11 protein-coding genes and 1 pseudogene are annotated in these 16,914 nt (G+C 67.1%); 4 read left to right on the top strand and 8 right to left on the bottom strand.

The features are described 5' to 3' along the window. From O0J73_RS15805 to O0J73_RS15780, 6 genes and pseudogenes are all read right to left on the bottom strand, one after another. Positions 1-1,799 (bottom strand): annotated as a pseudogene (locus O0J73_RS15805) (autotransporter outer membrane beta-barrel domain-containing protein); the annotation flags it as partial. 273 nt (positions 1,800-2,072) lie between these two features. Continuing rightward, positions 2,073-3,140, bottom strand: coding sequence for a heparan-alpha-glucosaminide N-acetyltransferase domain-containing protein (locus tag O0J73_RS15800; protein WP_308309115.1), 1,068 nt, complete (start codon positions 3,138-3,140; stop codon positions 2,073-2,075). Further along, on the bottom strand, positions 3,140-4,288 hold the full coding sequence (nagA, locus tag O0J73_RS15795; protein ID WP_308309114.1) for an N-acetylglucosamine-6-phosphate deacetylase: 1,149 nt from the start codon (positions 4,286-4,288) through the stop codon (positions 3,140-3,142). The genes O0J73_RS15800 and nagA overlap by 1 nt, the downstream gene beginning before the upstream one ends. After that, the gene (locus tag O0J73_RS15790) at positions 4,288-5,316 is read right to left on the bottom strand and encodes an SIS domain-containing protein (RefSeq protein WP_308309113.1); all 1,029 of its coding nucleotides are present in this window, start codon (positions 5,314-5,316) and stop codon (positions 4,288-4,290) included. The genes nagA and O0J73_RS15790 overlap by 1 nt, the downstream gene beginning before the upstream one ends. A 7-nt stretch (positions 5,317-5,323) precedes the next feature. Beyond that, positions 5,324-6,391, bottom strand: a complete 1,068-nt coding sequence (locus O0J73_RS15785) for a LacI family DNA-binding transcriptional regulator (protein ID WP_006391719.1) — start codon at positions 6,389-6,391, stop codon at positions 5,324-5,326. Positions 6,392-6,430: 39 nt separating this feature from the next. Further along, positions 6,431-7,720 (bottom strand): sugar MFS transporter, encoded by a 1,290-nt coding sequence (locus O0J73_RS15780; protein WP_006470166.1) that lies wholly within the window; start codon positions 7,718-7,720, stop codon positions 6,431-6,433. Between the two features lie 376 nt (positions 7,721-8,096). Between O0J73_RS15780 and O0J73_RS15775 the strand changes: the two genes are divergently transcribed. The 3 genes from O0J73_RS15775 (at position 8,097) to O0J73_RS15765 (ending at position 14,389) form a co-directional block, all read left to right on the top strand. After that, entirely contained in the window at positions 8,097-9,113 is a 1,017-nt protein-coding gene (locus tag O0J73_RS15775) for a glucokinase family protein (protein ID WP_197563939.1), read from the top strand. 143 nt (positions 9,114-9,256) lie between these two features. After that, positions 9,257-11,920, top strand: coding sequence for a TonB-dependent receptor (locus O0J73_RS15770; protein ID WP_006470208.1), 2,664 nt, complete (start codon positions 9,257-9,259; stop codon positions 11,918-11,920). A gap of 111 nt (positions 11,921-12,031) precedes the next feature. After that, positions 12,032-14,389 (top strand): family 20 glycosylhydrolase, encoded by a 2,358-nt coding sequence (locus O0J73_RS15765; RefSeq protein ID WP_197563940.1) that lies wholly within the window; start codon positions 12,032-12,034, stop codon positions 14,387-14,389. A gap of 44 nt (positions 14,390-14,433) precedes the next feature. On the opposite strand, the gene O0J73_RS15760 is transcribed toward O0J73_RS15765, so the two are convergent. Together O0J73_RS15760 and O0J73_RS15755 are read right to left on the bottom strand one after the other, a co-directional pair. Beyond that, positions 14,434-14,826, bottom strand: a complete 393-nt coding sequence (locus O0J73_RS15760; RefSeq protein WP_006470276.1) for a hypothetical protein — start codon at positions 14,824-14,826, stop codon at positions 14,434-14,436. Continuing rightward, a complete protein-coding gene (locus tag O0J73_RS15755) occupies positions 14,823-16,007 on the bottom strand; it encodes an SAM-dependent methyltransferase (RefSeq protein ID WP_006470277.1) in 1,185 nt (394 codons plus the stop codon). Before O0J73_RS15755 ends, O0J73_RS15760 begins: the two co-directional genes overlap by 4 nt. A 59-nt stretch (positions 16,008-16,066) precedes the next feature. On the opposite strand from O0J73_RS15755, the gene O0J73_RS15750 reads away from it, so the two are divergent. Beyond that, positions 16,067-16,804 carry a pteridine reductase gene (locus O0J73_RS15750; protein ID WP_308309110.1) on the top strand — a complete coding sequence of 246 codons (738 nt, stop codon included), beginning with the start codon at positions 16,067-16,069 and terminating at the stop codon, positions 16,802-16,804. Positions 16,805-16,914 lie beyond the last annotated feature (110 nt).

Here is a 16,914-nt window from a genome sequence, read left to right as displayed (position 1 = left end):
GCGCCATTGGGCGCCGGGGTTGGTCCCTGCACCAGCGTCGAGCGCAGGTACCAGTTCTCGCCGGTGCCCGCGCTGACCCCGCCCTTGAACAGGAAATACTCGTAGGCACCGGCCGCCACGGGCGCGAACAGCGAGAATGCGCCCGGCGCGGTGATGGCGCCATTCAATGCCTGCACCACCAGAATGCCGTCTGTACGTGTCGCCGCACCACCGCCGCCCACGTTGAGGATGCCGATGCCGGTGCTGCCGGTGGCCGTGCCACCGTCGAACACCAGCTTGTCACTGGCCGAATCATCGGCCCCCAGCACCGTCTTCAGGTACAGACCGCCACCGTCGCCGCGGTAATTGCCGCGCACGGTGAAGGCATCACCGGCGCTGCCGCTGGCGGTCAGGTCGATGCGCCCGGCATTGACCATGTTGACCAGGCCCGATGCCATGAACGGACGGATGGCATGGTTGCCGCCGCCAGCGAACAATGTGCTGGTGTCGTCGACGGTGAGCGTACCGGTGCCGGTGCCGGCATCGCCCAGAACCAGATTGCCGTCGAAGGTCAGTTCGGTGCTGCTGGCCAGGCTGATCGTTTCCCAGTTCTGGAAGCGCCCGACGCCCGTGGTCTTGACGTTGGTGAGGTTGAGCTGGTCGGTGCCGCTGCCGCCGTCGAACAGGGGGACTGCACCGACGTGGGTCTGGGTGAGGTTGGCCAGGTTCGCAACGTCGTCATCCGGGCCCATGTCGATCGCACCGTAGACGATGCCGCCATCGGTCCAGTTGAACGTGTCGTTGCCGGTGCTGAGCAGCACCTGGCCGCGCACGGTGCCATCAGTGATGGTCACGCTGTCGGCACCGCCGCTGACGCTGATGTTGCCGCCGATGTAGGCCGTGCCCGAAATGATGATGGTGTCGGTGTCGAAGCCGGTCACCACGTTGCCGTCAACGGTACCGCCGGACATGTCCCACAGGTTCTTGTCCAGCTTCATGTTGACCCGGCCGATGCGGCCACCGGTCATCCAGGCCCGGTCGCCATCCTCGAACGCGCCGATGATGCGGCCACCGCTCATGCGGAAGGTATCGATGTTGTCGCCCTGCTGCAGCGCGCCGATCGTGCCGCCGGTCATGACGAAATCATCGCGGCCACTGCCCTGTGCGACCACGCCGGTGATGGTGCCGCCGGTGACCGTCATCTGGTCATCGCCGCTGCCCTGGTCGACACGATCGAGGGTGCCGTCGTTGAGCAGCAGCACATCGTTGCCATCGCCCTGCAGGACACCGCCGCTGATGCTGCCGGCCTGCATCTCCAGGCGATCGTTGCCGGCACCGAACTGCACGCCGGTTCCGCCACTGATCGTTCCGCGGTTGACCAGCACGCTGTCACCATTGCCGACGAACTGCAGCGCGATGTTGTTGCCCGTGCTGATGCTGCCAATATTCTCGACGCGGCTGCCGCCGCCGAGCTGCACCGCCACGCCACCGACCGAACTGATCGCGCCCTGGTTGGACAGCAGATGGCCCCCTGCACCGACCAGCGCAATGGCGGAACCGCCACCGCTCTGCTGCAGCTGGGCGCTGCTGGCAACGTTGACGGTGATGCCGGCCGCGCCGCTGGCAGCGATGGGAACGGTCTGCGGGTTGGGCGCGCTGGCGCTGCAGGTGACCGTCTGGCCGGCAACGGGCGCGATGGCGTCACAGCCGGCCCAGGCGACGCTGGCGGTCATCAGCATGACGGAGGGAACGGCCAGGGCCTGCAGCACGGAAACGGTGAGGCGGCGCGGACGAAACGCGCGCGGGACGGCACGGGACATACGGCACTCCTGGACAGGGGATCAGGAACTGCGGATATGCGGTACTGCGAGCGCAGTCTGCCTTGTTGTGAATGGTTTCGACAGGTGAATTTACGTGCCAGTGATCACACTTCAATTGCGAACTCGGGCGATTCTCACCTGGCCTCTACGTGACTGAAACCATTCATTTTTCTGGAGGCCACCAGTAGCGAGAAGAACATCCACGCAGGGCGTGGATCTACTGAACCAGCACGCGCATCCCGGACGATCCACGCCATGCGTGGATGAGGCAGGTCAGATTTTCAGGTAGATCTTCCGCCGGTCCAACCACCAGGCCACGCCCCACCACAGCGCGACGAATGCCACCGCCTGCAGCATCGACGCCAGTTCCAGCGCCTGTGGCATCGCATCGGCCAGCTGCTGCCAGATCCAGCCCCAGGCGCCGGTGGCCATCAGTACCACCGACATCACTGACGCACCCAGATAGGCAGTGATCGCATTGACCCCGAAGCGCCGCCCCAGCGCCGGCCAACCCTTGCGATCGATCAGCACGTGGCCCAGCCACAGCGCCAGCGCGGCAAGGCCACCGGTCCACAACACATAGCTGGGCGTCCACAGCTGTTTGTTCAACGGCAGCACGGTGGCCAGCAACAACCCGAGCACGGCGGTTGCCACGCCCAGCCCGGCCAGGGCCGCCGAACGCCCGTTGCGCAGCAGGCCGCCGGCCAACAGGCCGAGCACGGTGCTGGCCAGGGCGCCCAGGGTACTCAGCAATCCTTCCGGGTCATGGCCAAGCCCGGTATCGGCGTGCCACTGATAGATCCACGGGGCGAACAGCGTGGTATCCAGGCGGCTGGCCGGATTGGTCCACGGCGCCAGATCGCCGATGCCCAGCAGCAGTACGGTGTACCCCACCAGCAGCGTGACCAGCACGGCCGCCTGCACGCGCGGCCGTGCATACACTGCCAGCACGCCCACCAGCGCCGCACATACCGCGATGCGTTGCAGCACGCCCCAGATGCGGAAGTGATGCGTCTGCAGCGCCCACCAGATCAACAGATGCAACAGCGCACCGGCCAGCAGGATGCGCAGCGCGCGCTCCAGCACGCCACGCGCCAACGCAGGGCGGACCGACGCGTCCAGCGCACGCGGCGCCACGCTGAAGGCCATCGACACACCGACCAGGAACAGGAAGAACGGGAACACCAGATCGGTAGGGGTGCAGCCATGCCATTCCGAATGACGCAGTGGTGCGAACACCGCACTCCAGTCGCCCGGATTGTTGACCAGCAGCATCGCCGCCACGGTGATGCCGCGCAGGGCATCGATCGAGCCCAGCCGTCGTGGCGGCGTAGCGTTCATCAGGCGGCCTCGTACTGTCCGGCGATCCAGGTGCCGCGCACCTGCAGGGCGTCATCCAGCAGCACCAGGTCGGCCTGGTAGCCCTCTGCGATGTGGCCGAGGCGGTCATCGACATTGAGGAACTGCGCCGGATAGGTCGAGGCCATGCGTGCGGCTTCGGCCAGCGGCTGGCCGAGCAGCTGCACGGTGTTGCGCACGGCGGTGGCCATGTCCAGCGCCGAACCTGCCAGTGCACCGGCGGCATTGCGCACCACGCCGTCGATGGCCGTGATGGTTTCGCCGTACAGCACGTAGCTCGGGTCATCGGCACCGACCGGCGGCATTGCATCGGTCACCAGCAGCAGGCGGCCACGCGGCTTGGCCGCCAGGGCCACGCGCAGGCTGGCCGGATGCACATGCACGCCATCGACGATGATGCCGATCCAGCTGTCGCGGTCTTCCAGCGCGGCACCCACTGCGCCGGGCTCGCGCCCCTGCAATGGCGACATCGCGTTGTACAGATGGGTGAATCCACGCACGCCGGCATCCAGGCCGGCGCGGATCTCTTCGTAGGTGCCTGCGGTATGCCCAGCGGCGACGATCACGCCACGCTCGACCAGCGCACGGATGGTCTCCAGCGGCACGCGTTCCGGCGCCAGCGTCAACAGGGTCACGCCGTTGTCGAGCGATGCGGCCAGTGCGATCTCTTCTTCGTCCGGCACGCGGAACTTGCTGGCATCGTGCGTGCCCTTGCGCGCCGGCGCGATGTACGGGCCTTCCAGATGGATGCCGATCACGCCCGGCACGCCCTGTGCGATCGCCTCGCGCATCGCACCGATGGCCTCGCGCATCACGCCCACGTCGTCGCTGATCAGCGTCGGCAGCATCGCGGTGGTGCCGAAACGGCGGTGCGCCTGCGCGATGGTGCGCAGCGATGCTACGTCCGGCGTGTTGTTGAACAGCGCGCCGCCGCCGCCGTTGACCTGCACGTCGATGAAACCGGGCAGCAGCCAGCCACCGCCCAGGTCCACCTGCGCGGCGGCCTGGCCGAGCTGCGGCGCGGCATCGGGCAGCAGCGCACTGATGCGGCCGTCCTCGATCACCACCGCCAGATCGTCGCGGAATTCATCGCCTGCAAGGATGCGGGCGTTGCGCAGGACCGTGGCCATCAGACCGTCTCCGTGACCTTGTTCAGGTGCGGCGGCAGATCCGGGTTGAAGCCACGGCGCAGCGCCAGCGCGTTGATCGCGCGGTAGAAGCTCTGCACGGTCAGCAACGGCGCGCACAGCGGATGCGGCGCGGCCGCCACCGGCAGATTGCCACCGGCACCGGCCATCCATACCTGCGCACCGCGCGCGGTGAATTCATCGACCACTGCGCGGGTACCGGCACCGGTCTCGTCCGGCTGCGCGAAGGCGAGCACCGGGAAACCACGATCGACCAGCGCCATCGGACCGTGCTTGACCTCGGCCGAACTGTAGGCCTCGGCGTGCAGGCTGCAGGTTTCCTTGAACTTCAGCGCGGCTTCCTGCGCTGCACCCAGGCCCAGGCCGCGGCCGAGCACGAACAGGTTGGTGGCTTCGACCAGCCCGCCGGTCACCGCGCTCCAGTCGCACTGCCAGGCCGCACGCATTGCATCCGGCAACAGGTCCAGTGCGGCACGCAGGTTGCTGTCCTGCTTCCAGTACGCGGCCAGCTGCAGCAGCGCAGCCAGCGAAGCCAGGTAGCTCTTGGTGGCCGCCACGCTCTTCTCGGCACCGGCATGCAGCGGAATGACCGTGTCGGCCAGCTGCGCCAGCGGTGAATCCTCGACGTTGACCAGCGCGATCACGCGCGCACCGGCCGCCTTGGCGGCTTCCGCATTGCGCAACAGGTCCGGGCTCTTGCCCGACTGCGAGATGACGATGAACAGTGCGCCGCGCAATTGCAGCGGTGCGGCGTACACCGAGCCCACCGACGGCGAGGCCGAGGCCACCACCAGGCCCAGCTGGGTTTCCAGCAGGTATTTGCCGTAGGTGGCGGCGTGGTCGGAGCTGCCACGCGCGCAGGTGACCACGAACGGCGGCGGCGCCGCGCGCAGGCTGGCGGCCAGGGTTTCCATGGTGGCGTGGTTGCGCGAGAACTGGCGGGCGACCACGTCGGCTGCTTCAGCGGCCTCGGCGAACATCAGGGTGGAAGTGGGGTCTGACAGCGACATGGCAGGCTCAGGCAGGATCGGAAGGAAGGGGGCGTGCGCCGGCCGGGCGCATCGGCGCCGTAGAACCGCGCACCACCAGTTGTGGCACGAAGCCCTGATTGTGCAGCGGTGCCGGCGCATCGTCGTAGGCGTCACTGCGCAGCTGCGCGATCAGCAGGCGCGCAGCGTGGCGGGCGATGTCCTCGGTGGCCTGCTTGGCGGTGGTCAGCGGCGGCCACGACTGGCGCGAGAACGGGCTGTCCTCGAAACCGGCGATGGACAGGTCGTAGGGCACGTTCATGCCGGCCGACTTGGCGGCGGCCAGCACGCCGGCGGCGATTTCATCGTTGGAGCCGAAGATGGCGGTGGGCGGCTCGCGCAGCGCCAGCAGGCGGCGCGCGCCGCGGAAACCGTCGTCGAAGGTGTAATCACCCTGCACCACCAGGTGCTTGTCCACGGTCATGCCGTAGTCCTTCAGCGCAGCCTCGTAGCCGGCATAACGCTCGCCCGAGGAGCGGTGCGAGATGCCGCCCCAGAGGAAGCCGATGCGCTGGTGGCCCAGCTGGATCAGGTGCTCGGTGATTTCGTAGGCGGCCTCGCGGTCGTCGACGAACACGCAGGCACCGTCGGCCGGGTCTTCGGTGGCGGCGATGATGCGCACCAGCTTGATGCCGCGCGCGGTCAGCGCCTGGATCAGGTCGCGGCGCTCGGACATCGGTGCGGTCAGCACCAGCCCGGCCAGGCGCGAACGCTGCACCCAGTCGGCCAGTTCATCGGCCAGCAGCGGCGAGCTGGAATCGCAGGGATGGATCTGCAGGCCAAACCCGGTCTCGCGGCAGGCGGCGAGCACGCCGTTCTGCACGCCGATGATGTGGTACGGGTTCGGGTTGTCGTAGACCAGCCCGATCACGAAGGTGGTGCCGCTGCGCAGGTTGCGCGCGGACGGGTCGGGCTCGTAGTCGAGCTCGGCGATGGCTCGCAGCACCCGTGCACGGGTGGCCTGCATCACCGAGGGCTCGTTGTTGATCACCCGCGAGACCGTCTTCAGCGAGACCTTGGCCTTCTCCGCAACGTCCTTGATGGTCGCTCTGCGCATGGGTTTTCCCTGGGGTTGGCTGCCGTCCATCATCGCCGATCAGGCCTTGTCCTGCGGTAGGCCGGCGCGATGGCCGACCACCGAGTAGAACAGGATGTACAGGTAGCACGGCACCATCAGCAGCACGAACACCAGCTGGAAGTCGATGTGCTGCTTGAGCACGGCGAACAGCTGCGGAATGATCGCGCCGCCGGCAATGCCCATCACCAGCAGCGCCGAACCGGTCTCGGTGAAACGGCCCAGGCCGCGGATCGCCAGCGGGAAGATCGCCGGCCACATCATCGCGTTGGCAAAGCCCAGTGCGGCCACGAAGCCCACCGAGACGTAGCCGTGGGTGACCCAGGCGCCGAGGCAGAACACCACGCCCAGCACGGCGGAAATGGTCAGGTAGCGCGACTGCGAGACCACCTTCGGGATCAGCAGCAGGCCGACCACGTAGCCGATGAGCATGGCAAACAGGGTCAGCGAGGTGAACATCTTGGTCTGGTCCAGCGGCAGGTCGAAGCCGTGGCCATAGGTACCGATCGCATCGCCGGCCATCACCTCCACGCCCACGTACACGAACAGGCACAGCACGCCCAGCCACAGGTGCGGGAACTGGAAGATGCTGCGGCGCTCGGCGGCACCGGCCGCCACTGGCGTGGCGTTGGCTTCGGACGGCTTGATTTCCGGCAGCGGCGAGAACAGCACGGCCACTGCCAGCAGCACCAGCACGCCGGCCATGGCCAGGTACGGCGCGTGAATCTTGGCGGCAAAGTCGTTGAGCAGCTGCGCCTTGGTCGCTTCATCGGCAACGGCCACGCTGGCCGACAGGTCACCGATGCCGTGCAGCACCACGGTACCGATCAGCACCGGCGCCAGCATGCCGGCGATCTTGTTGCAGATGCCCATCAGCGCGATGCGCCGCGCCGCGGTCTCGATTGGGCCGAGGATGGAGATGTAGGGGTTGATCGCGGTCTGCAGCAGGGCCAGGCCGCTGCCGATCACGAACAGGCCGCCGAGCGCGCCCGGGTACCAGCGCTGGGTGGCGAATTCACCGAACAGCGCGGCCCCCCCGGCCATCACCAGCAGGCTCAGGCTCAGGCCCTTCTTCATGCCGGTGCGGCGCAGGATCCACGACGACGGCAGGGCCAGGAAGAAGTAGGACAGGTAGAACACCATCAGCACCAGGAAGGCGCCGACCTCGCTGAGTTCGAAGGCGAGCTTGACGAAGGTGATCAGCGGCCCGTTGAGCCAGGTGAAGAAGCCGATCAGGAAGAACAGCACGCCGACGATGGCGATGGAGGTGGCCACGTTCGGGCGCGCGCTTGCAGCGGGGACGGCGGACATCAGGAGGGCTCCTGCGGCGACGGCCGCAGAACGCGGCGTCGGAGAGTGGCTGGGAACAACGTTGTCACATTCTTTCGATGGACAACGGCGGTTTGTCAACTTCCCTGCATCAGCCCGTGAACCTCGTGCTGCACTGCGCAAGCCGATCCCGGCGCATCGTGCTGAATGCGCCGCAGCCCTTGAGCCCCGTGCAGCAAAGGTTCCCGCGTGAAACCCATGCTCACGCCATGTAAACGTTTACTGCATGTCGCATTCGTTGCGGCGCAGCAACGAAAGTGTCACGAACTCGTTGACATCGTTGTCAGCGGGGTTACAGACTCCGCCCCAATCGCCGCCCCCGATCCCGGGGCCGGCCCCACCTGCAGCAGGAGCCCGCGTGACCGCCAGCCACCCCGCCCCGGCCCATGTCCTGTCCCGAGTCGCGCCCTCGTTCCTGGCCGCCGACGTTGGTGGCACCCATGTGCGCGTGGCCCGGGTCCAGGCCAGCGGTGATGCCGCCCACCCGGTGCAGGTGCTGGAGTACCGCAAGTACCGCAATGCCGACCATGCCGGCCTCAGCGCGATCCTGTCCGACTTCCTCGGCGAAGGCCCGCGGCCCTCGCACTGCGTGGTCGCCAGCGCCGGCTATGCCCGCGAGGACGGCACGGTGATCACCGCCAACCTGCCGTGGCCGCTGTCGGCGCGCCAGGTGGAAGCGGACGTCGGCCTGCAGCGGGTCTACATCGTCAACGACTTTGAAGCGGTGGCCTACGCCGCCGCGCAGGTGGACGCCAGCGGCGTGCTGCACCTGTGCGGACCGGAGACCGCTGCACGCGGCCCGACCCTGGTGGTCGGCCCGGGCACCGGCCTCGGCGCCGCGCTGTGGATTCCCACCGCACACGGCCCGGTGGTGCTGCCGACGGAAGCCGGCCAGCCGACCCTGGCCGCCAGCACCGAACTGGAAATGGCCATCGTCCGCCACATGCAGCGCGACCGCGCCCACGTGTCGATCGAGCATGCAATCTCCGGCCCGGGCCTGATGAACCTGTACCGCGCGGTATGTGCGCTGCAGGGGCAGGTACCGACGCTGGCCAGCCCGGATGCAGTCACTGCCGCCGCCATGGCCGATATCGATGCGCACGCACGCCAGGCGCTGGATGTGTTCTGCGGCCTGCTCGGCAGCACCATCGGCGACATGGCGCTGTTCTACGGCGCCCATGGTGGCGTCTACCTGGCCGGCGGCATCCTGCCGCAGATCCGCGAATACCTGCACGCCAGCACCTTCGTCGAACGGTACCTGCAGAAGGGGCCGATGGGCGAAGCACTGGCACGCATCCCGGTGAAGGTCGTCGAGCACGGCCAGCTGGGCGTGGTTGGCGCTGCCAGCTGGTACCTGCAGCAGTCGGCCGCCTGACACCGCAACAGGCTTCAACGCAATCGCAGCACGCTGTACGTGGCACGCCAACGCACGGGACTTCGCCGCCGCCCCGCGCATGTCATCGCAACCGTAATCGAACACCGCCGCCGGCATCCAATCGAGTGATGAGGAGAGACATCATGAACACCCGCAAGACCCTGCTTTCGGCCGCCATCGTCAGCTGCATCGCCTTCAGTGCGCACGCGCAGCAGGCCGCCCCGACCGCCACCGACCTGGACACCGTGACGGTTACGGGCATCCGTGGCTCGATGGAAAAGTCGCTGGACACCAAGCGCGAAGCCAATGCGCGCGTGGAAGTGGTCACCGCCGAAGACGTCGGCAAGCTGCCGGCGCACAACGTCGCCGATACCCTGCAGCGCCTGCCGGGCGTCAACATCAGCTCGTCCAGCGCCGACGAAGGCGGCTTCGACGAAGCCGACCGTGTCAGCCTGCGCGGCACCAGCCCGAGCCTGACCCAGACCCTGATCAACGGCCATACCGTCGGCTCGGCCGACTGGTTCGTGCTCAGCCAGGGCAACAACGTCGGCCGCAGCGTCAGCTACTCGCTGCTGCCGTCGGAACTGGTCAGCTCGGTGGAGGTGAACAAATCCTCGCAGGCCAAGCTGCAGGACGGCGGCACCACCGGTACCGTCAACATCATCACCCGCAAGCCGCTGGAGTTCTCCAAGCAGTTCACCGCTGAAGGCTCGATCGGCATGGTGCGTTCGGACCAGGCCAAGTCCAACGACCCGCAGTATTCGGCACTGTTCAACTACAAGAACGACGAAGGCACCTTCGGCGTGATGGTGCAGGGCTTCAGCCAGAAGCGCGAGCTGCGTCGTGAAGCGCAGGAAATTCCGGGCGGTTTCTTCAAGATCGGCGCCGGTGATCCGGTGGCCAAGACCAACCCCGACCTGATCGGCGTCAATGTCCCGGGCCTGCTGGGTTCGACCCTGTTCGAACAGACCCGTGAGCGCAAGGGTGGCCTGGTCTCGCTGCAGTTCAAGCCGAGCGACAGCCTCACCCTGGGCCTGAACGGTTTCAGTTCCGAACTGAAGGCGAACAACTACAACCGCAACTTCATGATGTTCGGCAACAGCTTCGCCAAGTCGCAGGCGCCGGATCCGGGCTATGTGATCAAGGATGGCGTGCTGACCAACGCCACCTACAAGGGCGTGCCGGGCACCGACTACGCGGTGTACGACATGATCTACCGCGAGTCGAAGGCCAAGTCGAGCTATGTCACCTTCGATGCCGACTGGCAGATCAGCGACAGCCTGACCGCCAAGTTCCAGGCCGGCAGCACCAAGGGCACCGGCGAAACGCCGCGCCAGTACATCGCCGAGGTCACCCTGGCCAACGGTGGCGGCGCCAGCTGGGCCACGCACGGCAATGGCTCGCCGATCGACTGGAACGTCGGCGGCGATATCTCGCCCAACGGCGTGACCAGCTTCGGCACCTGGGGCAACCAGCAGGTCACCGCAGAGGACAAGGAGAAGTGGGCCACGCTCGACTTCAACCAGTACTTCAATGATGGCGGCGTGCTGAGCTCGATCGACTTCGGCCTGCGATTCGCAGACCACAAGCGCGAAGCGCTGTCGCCGGAAGGTGCAACCCCGGGTGACATCTGGAGTGCACTGAAGAACGGTGCAACGGCCAATTATCCGAGTGGCTTCGCCGGTGACATCGGCGGCACCTTCCCGCGCAACCTCTGGTACTTCACCCCGGGCGCGCTGAAGGACGCGGTGACCAACAACTCCACCTGGCTGGCCGGCAATGACGGCCCGACCGGTCGCCACAATTACGGCGCCGAGTGGAAGGTGAAGGAAAAGAACTTCGCCGGTTACGTGCAGGCCAACTTCCGCGGCGACTGGTGGAGCGGCAACGTCGGCCTGCGCTACGTCAACATCAAGCAGGACATCGACACCTACAACGCCGTCAGCAAGGCCGCCGACGCCGATGTCAGCAGCCTGTTCGGCATGTGGGAGCGCCTTGCCTTCCAGAACAAGCGCAACCGTGTGCTGCCCAGCGCCAACATCAAGTTCGACCTGGACGACAAGCTGGTGCTGCGCGTCGCCGCTTCGCAGACGCAGACCCTGCCGGACTACTCGGCGCTGGGTGCCTCCTCGTACGGTTCGGACCTGAACCGGACCGGCGGCGGTGGCAACCCGAACCTCAAGCCGACCCTGTCGACCAACCTGGATGCCAACCTGGAGTGGTACTTCATGCCGCGCGGCATGCTGTCGGTGGGTGCTTATCACATGGACCTGAAGGACTACATCGCCTTCGACGTGGTCTCGCGCCAGCTGTACAGCGAACTGACCAACCGGCTTGAGACCTACCAGATCTCCACCCCGATCAATGCCGACGGCAAGGTCACCGGCGTGGAAGTGGCCTACGAACAGCCGATCGGCGAGTACTTCGGCATCAATGCCAACTACACCTACGCCAACGGCACGACCTCGCACACCTGGTCGGATGGCTCGCACAACCTGCTGGGCACCTCGAAGAACACCTACAACGTGGGTGCCTACTTCGAGAACGAGCGCTTCGGCGCCCGGGTCAGCTACACCCGCCGTTCCTCGTTCCTGATCAGCCTGTCGGGCACCAACCCGTACTACCAGGATGACTTCGGCACGCTGTCGGCATCGCTGAGCTACAAGGCCACCGACTGGCTGAGCATCAGCCTGGATGGCCTGAACCTCAACAACCCGACCTACAAGTACTACCAGACCGCGGCCATCCCGACCTCGTTCTACAGCAACGGTCGCCAGTACTACCTCAACTTCCGCTTCAAGTACTGATCCAGCGGCGGCAACATCGCCGAGTCGTGCACGCACGCCGGGCCTGGGTCATTCCGGGCCCGGCGTTTTTCATGTATAGCGTTCATCGCACCGTTCCAAGGAGTCGTACCGATGGTCAAGCCTTCCCGCGCCCGGATGCGCAGCGCAGTACTGCTGGGCAGCCTGCTCGCCCTGCTGCCGGCCACGCCGGCACTTGCCGCCGATCCCACGCCCGCCGCAGAAGCGCCCGGCCCGCAGCTGCGCGCCGGCAGCCTGATGCTGATTCCCGCGCCGTCCAACGTACAGCGTGGCCAGGGCAGCGGCATCACTGTCCGTGCCGATACCGTGCTGTACGCCGAAGGCGAAGCCGCGCAACGCGTCGCCACCCAGTTTGCCGACCTGCTGGCCCGCAGTGGTGGCCCGCGCCTGGCCCTGGCCAAGGGCAAGGCAGCAGGCAAGGCCGGCAGCATCCGTTTCCAGATCGTGCCCACCTTCCGCGACAGTGGTGAGGGTTACACGTTGGACAGCACCGCGCAGGGTGTGGTGATCCAGGCCGGCAACGAGACCGGCCTGTTCTATGGCGCAACCACCCTCGCCCAGCTCGCCACCGGCGGCAGCAACGGCGTGCTGCCAGCGGTGCAGATCCAGGATGCGCCGCGCTTCAGCTGGCGCGGCTTCATGCTCGACTCGGCGCGGCATTTCCAGAGCCTGGACGAGATCAAGCGCGTGCTCGATGCGATGGCCGCACACAAGCTCAACACCTTCCACTGGCACCTGACCGACGACCAGGGCTGGCGCATGGAGATCAAGCGCTACCCGAAGCTGACCGAGGTGGGCAGCTGCCGCCTGCCAGCAGGTGACGGCGGCATCGATCCGGTCAGTGGCCAGCAACATCCGTACTGTGGCTTCTACACCCAGGAGCAGATCCGCGACGTGATCGCCTATGCAGCGAGGCTGCATATCCAGGTCATTCCGGAAATCGACGTGCCCGGCCACGCCACCGCCGCCATCGCTGCCTACCCGGAACTGGGCTCGATCAGCACCCCGCTGAAGCCGATCAGCGAGTGGGGCGTGTTCCCGAACCTGTTCAACGTGGAGGACAGCACGGTCACCTTCCTGGAGAACGTGCTGGAAGAAGTGATCGAGCTGTTCCCGGCCAAGTACGTGCACGTGGGCGGCGACGAGGCGGTCAAGGACCAGTGGGAAGCCTCCAAGCAGGTGCAGCAGCGCATGCGTGCGCTGGGCATCAACAACGAGATGGCCATGCAGAGCCACATCATCAAGCGCCTGGAGACGTTCCTGGAAGAGCACGACCGGCGCCTGATCGGCTGGGACGAGATCCTCGAAGGGGGTCTGCCGCCGCAGGCCACGGTGATGTCGTGGCAGGGCACCGAAGGCGGCCTGGCCGCGGCCAGTGCCGGCCATGACGTGATCATGTCGCCGGTCGGCTACCTGTACCTGGATTACCTGCAGACCGCCTCGCCGAACGAGCCGCCGGGCCGCCCGGCCCAGGTCAATCTCGGCAAGCTGTACAACTTCGAGCCGGTGCCGGCCGAACTGGCCGCCGACAAGCGCGGGCACATCCTGGGCCTGCAGGCCAACATGTTCACCGAGCACACGCGCAGCTATGCACGCCTGCAGCACAACCTGTTCCCGCGCCTGGCCGCTGTGGCCGAGACCGGCTGGAGCACGCCGGAACATCGCGATTTCCGCGACTTCCTCGCGCGCCTGCCGGCCCAGCTGCAGCGCTATCGTGCCTGGGGCCTGGCCTATGCGCAGACGCCGTTCGAAGTGGGTGTGGATTACACCGACAACCGCACCGCCAACACCGTGACCGTATCGCTGGCCAACCCGCTCGGCTATGAGGTGCGCTACAGCATCGATGGCCAGCCGGTCAGCGCGCAGTCGCCGCTGTACCAGCAGCCGCTGACCGCGACGCTGCCCGCCACCGTGCAGGCCGCCGCGTTCTATCAGGGCCAGATGCTGGCCGCGAAGCCGACCGTCGCCGCGTTCACTGCGCAATCGCTGCTCAGCCGCCGCAGCGATGAGCTGCTCAGCTGCGTGGGCCAGAAGGGCCTGGTGCTGCGCCTGGAAGACGATGGCCCGCGCGAAGGCACCCGCGCGGTGTTCAACGTCGACATCTTCCAGCCCTGCTGGCGCTGGCCGCAGGCGCAGCTGGACGGCGTCGGCAGCGTGGAAGTGCGTGCGGGCCGTATTCCGTACTACTTCCAGCTGGCCCATGACGAACCCAAGCGTCGCTTCGAGAAAGCCAAGCGTGCGCATGGCGAGATGCAGGTGCGCCGTGGCGACTGCAGCGGCAAGGTGCTGGCCGAAGTTGCGTTGCCGGCCCAGCCGGATGCCGATGGCTTCGTGACCCTGCGTGCAACGCTGCCGAAGGGTAGCCAGGGTAACGGCGACCTGTGCATCAACTTCACCGGCGATACGCGCCCGGCGATGTGGGTGCTGGATGAGGTGACGCTGGGGAAGTAACGGCAGGTCTGTCCTGGTGGGTGCCAACCTTGGTTGGCACGCCCTCAGCCCCGCCAGCGCAGCAGCAGGTCGCGCAGCGGGGTCAGTGCGGTGGCCATGCCGGCCAGCACGCCCATCGTGTTGGCCAGCGCATCCATCGGATCGGCCGTGCGGTTGCTGGTCAGCGCGCCCTGCGCGAACTCGATGCCGATCCCCATCAGCACCAGGCCCACGCCCACCCACAGCAGCGGGCGCCCCCGACGGAAAAGCTGCACTGCGCTGCCGGCCAGGATGAAATAGGCGAGGAAGTGCTCGCCCTTGTCGCTGTTTTCCGGCAACGGAATCGGCGGCGGCGGAATCAGGCACACCACGATCACCAGCAGTACTGCCAGCGCCCACAGCACGGTCCACAGCCGCGGCCTGCGCAGCGGCTTGATCAGCGCCCGTGCATCACTCACAGGCGCCAGCTCAGGTCACCCAGTTCGAAGGCCGGCTCGAAATCGACGCCACGCTGCAGGCCGATCGCCTGGAAGCGCTCGCCCATTTCGGTCGGCAGGGTCAGCTTCTTCACCTGGTCGCGCAGCTGGATGCGGCCGACTTCATCGGTGCGCTCCTCGGCCAGCAGCAATACCTGGTCCAGGCCGTTACCGAGCAGGAAGCTGGCCTGGCTGCAGTAGCCTGCCAGTTCGAAGCCACCGTGCAGGCCGGCTTCGGCCATCGCGGTGAAGTCCACCGAGGCGGTGATGTCCTGCAGGCCCGGCCAGCGATGCACGTCGTTGTGCACGTGATGGCGGTAGAACGCACGCACGGTGCCATCGTCGCGGTCATGCTGGTAGAACTCGCCACGGTTGTAGCCGTAGTCGATGAACAGCATCGCACCGCGCTGCAGGCCACCGGCCACCGCCTGCAGCCAGTACGGCAGCTGCGGCAGCACTTCGGAGCGGTAGCCCTCGGCGAAGGGCTTCTCCAGATAGCGCTCGATATGGCGCACCGCACCGTTGAGCAGGATGTCGGCCGGCTGCGCGCCGCGGATGAAATGGCCGTCGCCGTCCAGCTCGACGGTTTCCTCATAGACCTCGCCGTCGCGGATCAGGAAGCGCGGCGTCGGCAGCGCGTCGATCACCTCGTTGGCGAACACCACGCCCTCCCAGTCCTCTTCGAACGGGCGATCGACCCAGTCCACGCGCGCGGCCATCTCGGCCGGCAGGTTCTGCTGCAGGCGCTGCTGCTGGCGTTCGCGCAGGTCGGCGCTGGGTTCGAGGATGGCATAGCGCGAGGGCAGCGCGTCCAGCTCCACCAGGCGCAGCAGCACGGCCTCGGCGAAGGCACCGGTACCGCCGCCCAGCTCCAGCATCCGCGCCTGCGCACCCAGCTGGGCGAATACCGGCGCCAGGGCATTGGCCACGCTGCCGGCGAACAGGCTGCCGAGCTCGGGCGCGGTGGTGAAGTCGCCGCTGCCACCGAACTTGCTGGCGCCGGCGCTGTAATAGCCCCAGCCCGGGGTATACAGGCACAGCTCCATGAAGCGGGAGAACGGCATTGCCCCGCCCTGCGCAAGGATCTCGGCGCGCAGGGCGGCGGCCAGCTGGTCGCTGTGGGCCAGGGCATCGGCTTCGGGCAGGGGGAAGGTGGGCTGCATGGCGTCTTCGAATGCGGTGACAATGGCGCACAGGATAGCCGAGCCTTGGAGGACCCTCGATGAGCGATACCCACCCCGTGGTCCTGATCACCGGCAGCGCGCGCCGGATCGGTGCGGCCATCGCCCGCCAGTTCCACGCCTGTGGCTGGTCGGTGGTGCTGCACGCCAACACCTCCAGCGCCGAACTGCAGCAGGCCGCGTTCGATTTCGACAACGTACGCCCGGGCAGCGTGCTGGCCCTGCAGGCCGACCTGCGCGACGCCGACGCCCTGCCCGACCTGGTGGAACAGGCCGTCACCCACTTCGGCCGCCTGGACGCGCTGGTCAACAACGCCTCCAACTTCTTTTCCACGCCGCTCGGCCAGGTCACTGCCGAGGCGATGGACAAGCTGTATGCGGTCAACGCGCGCGCGCCACTGCTGCTGTCACAGGCAGCCGCGCCCTACCTGCGCCGCCAGCAGGGCTGCATCGTCAACCTGACCGACCTGCACGGCACCGATCCGATGCGTGACCACATCGCCTACACCATGGCCAAGGCCGCGCTGGAAATGGCCACCCGTTCGCTGGCGCTGGAGCTGGCGCCGAAGGTGCGGGTCAATGCGGTGGCACCCGGCGCGATCCTGTGGCCGGAACAGGGCAAGGATGATTTCGCCCGCGAGGCGCTGCTGGCGCGCACGCCGCTGGCACGGATCGGCACGGTCGAGGAGATCGCCGAGGCGGTGTACTGGCTGGTGGCCGAGGCCAGCTTCGTCACCGGCCATACCCTGCGCGTGGACGGTGGGCGTACGGTCAGTTGAGGTGGTGGGGGGGCGGGGGGGGGGGGCGCGGGCCACGGGCGCATCCTCACCCACGACGGGGAAGGCGTAGGCAGTGAGGAACGCCGCGTTGAAGAACGACTGCACGCTTC

Origin of the sequence: Stenotrophomonas sp. Sm6012, from assembly GCF_030985895.1 — a bacterium.
Lineage (GTDB): Bacteria > Pseudomonadota > Gammaproteobacteria > Xanthomonadales > Xanthomonadaceae > Stenotrophomonas > Stenotrophomonas forensis.
Note: the sequence above shows the minus strand (reverse complement) of the source record. Positions and strands in the feature narration are given on the sequence as shown.